General features: G+C 62.1%; 1 protein-coding gene. It reads right to left on the bottom strand.

Going from position 1 to position 499, the window contains the following annotated elements:
* Positions 1-43: 43 nt before the first annotated feature.
* Positions 44-499 (bottom strand): PaaI family thioesterase (locus tag CEY15_RS17925; RefSeq protein WP_095719511.1); only part of this gene is annotated, 456 nt, incomplete at its 5' end.

The following is a 499-nucleotide window of genomic DNA, read 5'->3' as shown; positions in this document are numbered from 1 at the left end:
CCTCGACGTATTCGGGCCTGGTGCTCGCGGCGGTGAGTTTGGCCTAAGCCCTCGAGTTTCTCTGTGACTGCAAAAAGTGTTCAACCTCGACCACGATGAACAGGGCAGTGGCAGTAATAACAGTGCGGCCCTCTGCATCCTCCATCGTGGACGTGAGGTCCAATTTCCGGCCATCGCGAGACCGAACTGCAGCGCGCAGGATGTACGGGGTGTCGAGTAGTGCTGGCGCAAGATACTCGAGCTCGAGACGGCGCGTCACGGCGAGCTCGCCGACCGAATAGAGCAAGAAGCCGAAGAGGTCGTCAATCACGGTCGCTACCGCGCCGCCGTGTGCAATGCCGGGTGCCCCGACGTGGCGCTGGTCGAACTGGTGGTGTGCGACGACGCCGTCTCCGTCACGCCGTACCGAGAGGAAGTGACCATTCGGGTTCTCTGGTCCACAGCCAAGGCAGTTGGGGTGGTGGGGAGGAAGCTCGGAGGAACCGGATTCCATGCGCGT

It is taken from the genome of Dietzia natronolimnaea, from assembly GCF_002289575.1.
GTDB classification, from domain to species: domain Bacteria; phylum Actinomycetota; class Actinomycetes; order Mycobacteriales; family Mycobacteriaceae; genus Dietzia; species Dietzia natronolimnaea_A.
Note: the sequence above shows the minus strand (reverse complement) of the source record. Positions and strands in the feature narration are given on the sequence as shown.